We start from the raw sequence: 3,778 nt of genomic DNA, 5'->3' as shown, positions 1-3,778 counted from the left end.
GTCGGTATCCCGGAAAACGCGGCATTGCACCCTGAGCGCTTTGAAGAGCCGCTCAACATGCATCGGCGGGTACAGTTCCGCTGCCAGGGCCTGCTTCTAAGTTTTTACACGGCCTGGACCCAGAGCGGACATTTATAATGACGAGCCCGTTTCGTAGCTGAAGCGGTATTCCCTGCCATCGAAGTCGACCGCAGAGATGTACTCATCTTCTAGCCGGAACCCTTCCGAAAAAATGTCTGCACCAGAACTAGACCAGAGCAGTTCTCCAGCCTCATCAATTCGAGCAATCTCTAACTCACCGTGAGAAAGCAGTGCGTGCCGGCTTGGGTTGTAGTAGATGCCGAAGCAGGTTGCAGAATCGACCTTCGAGGACCAAGCAAGGCGCCGGCTGAATGGGACGAAGCAGACTATGCGATCACCGACAGCTAAATATAGCTTCGAGTCCAGTACCAATCCCGAATGCTCGTGCACGGTGCTGCACCCGCCTCCGGCACCAAAGACAACAATCGGCTCATCATTGAGTAATACCCCATGAATCGAGGTTGGCCTTTCGTCGGACACAAGAGGTATCTCATATTTGTAGCGTCGGGCATTATCCACGGAACCGAAAGCGTATGTCGGTTCGTCAACAATCTTGACTTTATCAAGATCACAGGTAAGGACGAGAGTGCGCATCATTAGAGAGTTCTGTAAAGAGTTCAAACGACCGCTACTGGCCGAAGCCGGCCGGTCGAGCCAACATAGCGGGTTGCCCAGTTCAACATTCAGCAGTGACCGCGACAGGCCGGAATCGACCCGAAGCAGACGTTCGACAACTGCGGCAACTGCCTATCTGTGTGCAGCTGGCCAAGCACCGATTTTGGCACCTGGAATCAGCCCTTCAGGCACAGGCCCGATGTTGCCCGCGCCGTAAGTCACGTCCACTCTGCTGAGGCAACCGCGCTCGTCAGTAAAGAGAAGCATGTCGATTTCTTCAGGGAAGTTCGACGTGAACGCTAGTTCATAAAACAGGCTCGTTCTGTCTTGTAGCGGTGGGATAGTTACGCCGGTAGGCACCTTGAATGCGAATCCATGGCAACCACACTGACAAAGCTCGCCAATCTTCCCCGCCGCGATCTGCTCGAACAACGGATGGATAAACGGTAGGTCCTGCGCTAGCAGGATATCTATCCAGTTTTGCGCTTGCGTCTGTGTGTTTGTCACAAGGAAGCTCTAGAAAACGCGACTCGGATTGATCGTGCGGCTGGCCAGTAGCTGCCAACCGGTCCAAGCACATCATTTCCCAGGCGCCCGTTAGCGCCCGTCGCCCCGAAAATCTTGAAATAATTCCTGCGCCTTGATCGCTTCACATCGCATTACTAATGCAACGTCTAGTCATATTCAGGCCCCGATTTCAGATGCTCCATGGCGATATTTATCGAATGGCCGCTGAAGCCCCGGTAAGCCAGGAAGCGATAAACCTTCTGCCGCAGTTCTTGTGTCATCCCCGTCTGTGCAATGTCCTTGCGAAACTTCTCGACCACAACGACAACGCGCTCATCTTCCGGCTCCATTTGCTCAATGGTTGCCTTCGTAAGTTGCTCGTCGATACCCTTCTGTCGGAGAGTCAGGGCGACTCGCGCGTCGCCGACCCGTGGTTCGATCTGCCGGGTTTTCATCTCCGCATACCGTTCATCTGACTGGTAATTCAACCCCTGCAGCAGTATCAGTGCGTCATCTGCCTCCTGTTCGCTGTAGCCTCGCAGGACTAGCTTGCGCCGCAGTACGGCTGCCGAATACTCCCGTTTGGACAGGAGCCATCCGGCATACTGGTGCGCCGGTTGCTTCGGTTTTTGCTGTGGCTGAGCCGGGTCGCGCGCTTTGTACTTTGGCTTTTTGTCGGACGTCCTTGCATATTCTCCAGGAGCAGGCTTTTTCGTCCCGAAACTGGTCTTGGGAACCTTCTTCTTGTAGTCGGAGCTGCGCGTGATTCTGGGCACACCATCCTGCGCCGGCGCCTCGTCCGTCTCAAAAGTCCGTTGCAAAAGCTTGCTGGGCCGGACGGTCTGGTCATCCTTGCTCTTCGGTCTCGCTCCGAAGCTTGATCGCTTCGGCTTTTCGCCACTCCCATACCCTTCAAGGTCCTCTTCGGTGACCTCTACAGGTTTTCCGGTCTTCGAGTTGATCAGGTACATGGATAGGTCAGGCTCGCGGCATGATTAACGATGTCGGCGTCAGGAGAAGCGCCTCGCCGGACCATTGTATTCCCTGCACAGGTGCACAGGTGCACGGCCGAATCCGGCCGGTCGAGCCAGCATAGCAGGTTGGCAAGTTGAAACTCCAGTGGTAGCCGCCACAGGCCGGTACCGACCCGAAGCGAACGTCAGATCCAGATAGCAGGTAACTACCAACGTGCATATTCAGATCAGCCACACGTGATGCGTCCAGTAGTGCGTTCGCTAAGCTGCCCAATGCGCTCATTTAGGCGACCTAGCTCGTCAGGATTGTTCTCCGACGCCGCAATATTGGCCAAGATAGCTAGCTGCGCAGTTCTCAAAGCATCGCTTGCACAGACGCTGATATCGGGCGTCACGCCAACGCCTTCCCAATTTGTTTTCGTTAACGGGCTGATTGTGCGGCCTAGTGGCACAAAGAGTGAAAAGTTTGGCAGCAGCCGCTTGTTACCACCCTGATTAGCGCCGCCTCCGGTGGTCTCACCGACGACAGTCGCACGCTTGAGGTTTTTGAGTGCGTAGGTGAAGTCCTCTGCTGCTGAGAAAGTGTCCTTGCTAGTCAGGATATAGACCGGCTTCGTCCCGCCATAGCGCAGGCCGGGGACGACATCGGCAGTCCACCGCTGTTCGGTGCGGTTGCCCTCGCGGTAGTAGAAGTCGTTTAGCTGGGTGCGCTTGTCAAACATATAGCTGGCCAACAGGAGTCCTGCGGCTGCATCGCCTCCACGGTTATTGCGCAGGTCGATAACAAGCGCGTCCGTATGGGCGACAAGCGTCATTGCGGCGGCCAGCGTCTCGGCCATCTCCTTTGCGCGCGCGAAGCGCGCAAGTTCCAAATACCCGATATTGAAGGGTAACCGTTCGATTTTATCTATGCCAAAATTGTTCGACCTCATCATCGCGAGGTAGCTGGCGGCTTCCTCGGGCGATCGCTCGTTATAAGACTTCCTGCCGGCTATCACCGCCTCGCTGTACATCACGCGCAGGTGCCGGTCTTTAGTGGCGGCCTGCAATTCATCGGACAGCACTTCGGACAGTTGCTGTGCGCTAGCAATAGCGTCATAGAATCCGCGCTTTTGCTGATGGCGTAACGATGTTTCGACCTTTTTCGCCATGTCGGGAAAGACGTAGCTGTTGTTGACTTCCTTAATCACGGCGTCTATCAACTGCTGACGGCTCGCGGCGTTCATCTGCATGTCACGCTGGTTAGAAACCCCAGCCGATTGCGCGAAAGCAGGCGAACAAGCGATGGCTGCGACAATAGCGGCGGTACCAATAGAACGCAATATTTTCATTTCTTCCCTTAAAACCTCGATCGGTTTATGTTGTCTGAACAGAAAGGTCGTGTCACTTCTTCAATATCTGGAAAGATTGCTGGTTTTCAATAGTGGCCTACTTACTGTAGAGGCAACGCACCCGATGCGCCGGACCGTCACGACGTCTGCTATTGGCCCAGGCTGTGTAAAAACACCACTTCGTGTAAACGAAACCGGTTGAGGAAACGTTAAGCCAGTATCTCATCAATGCAGGGGCCAGATGAAACGCTTTATTGAAGGTGAAGACCG

General features: G+C 54.7%; 4 protein-coding genes. All 4 read right to left on the bottom strand.

The genetic code is table 11. The features are described from left to right. Window positions 1–132: 132 nt before the first annotated feature. Window positions 133–678: a hypothetical protein gene (locus AC56LW_RS23970; protein WP_499638352.1), complete on the bottom strand. Its 546-nt coding sequence runs from the start codon at window positions 676–678 to the stop codon at window positions 133–135. A 150-nt stretch (window positions 679–828) separates the two neighbouring features. Further along, window positions 829–1,203 (bottom strand): hypothetical protein, encoded by a 375-nt coding sequence (locus AC56LW_RS23965; RefSeq protein ID WP_499638348.1) that lies wholly within the window; start codon window positions 1,201–1,203, stop codon window positions 829–831. A 167-nt stretch (window positions 1,204–1,370) separates the two neighbouring features. Then, window positions 1,371–2,174, bottom strand: a complete 804-nt coding sequence (locus tag AC56LW_RS23960; protein ID WP_499638345.1) for a regulatory protein RecX — start codon at window positions 2,172–2,174, stop codon at window positions 1,371–1,373. Between the two features lie 230 nt (window positions 2,175–2,404). Further along, complete coding sequence (locus tag AC56LW_RS23955) at window positions 2,405–3,508, bottom strand: S41 family peptidase (protein ID WP_499638342.1); 1,104 nt, start codon at window positions 3,506–3,508, stop codon at window positions 2,405–2,407. Window positions 3,509–3,778: the final 270 nt, after the last annotated feature.

The sequence above is a fragment of the Telluria sp. LT2P80 genome (assembly GCF_059685955.1).
This window is presented reverse-complemented; position numbering and strand designations above follow the sequence as displayed.

What these genes read in the sequence shown, in the direction of transcription:
- AC56LW_RS23955 (WP_499638342.1), bottom strand. Translation starts at nt 3,508, where the DNA reads ATGAAAATATTGCGTTCTATTGGTACCGCCGCTATTGTCGCAGCCATC.
- AC56LW_RS23960 (WP_499638345.1), bottom strand. Translation starts at nt 2,174, where the DNA reads ATGTACCTGATCAACTCGAAGACCGGAAAACCTGTAGAGGTCACCGAA.
- AC56LW_RS23970 (WP_499638352.1), bottom strand. Translation starts at nt 678, where the DNA reads ATGATGCGCACTCTCGTCCTTACCTGTGATCTTGATAAAGTCAAGATT.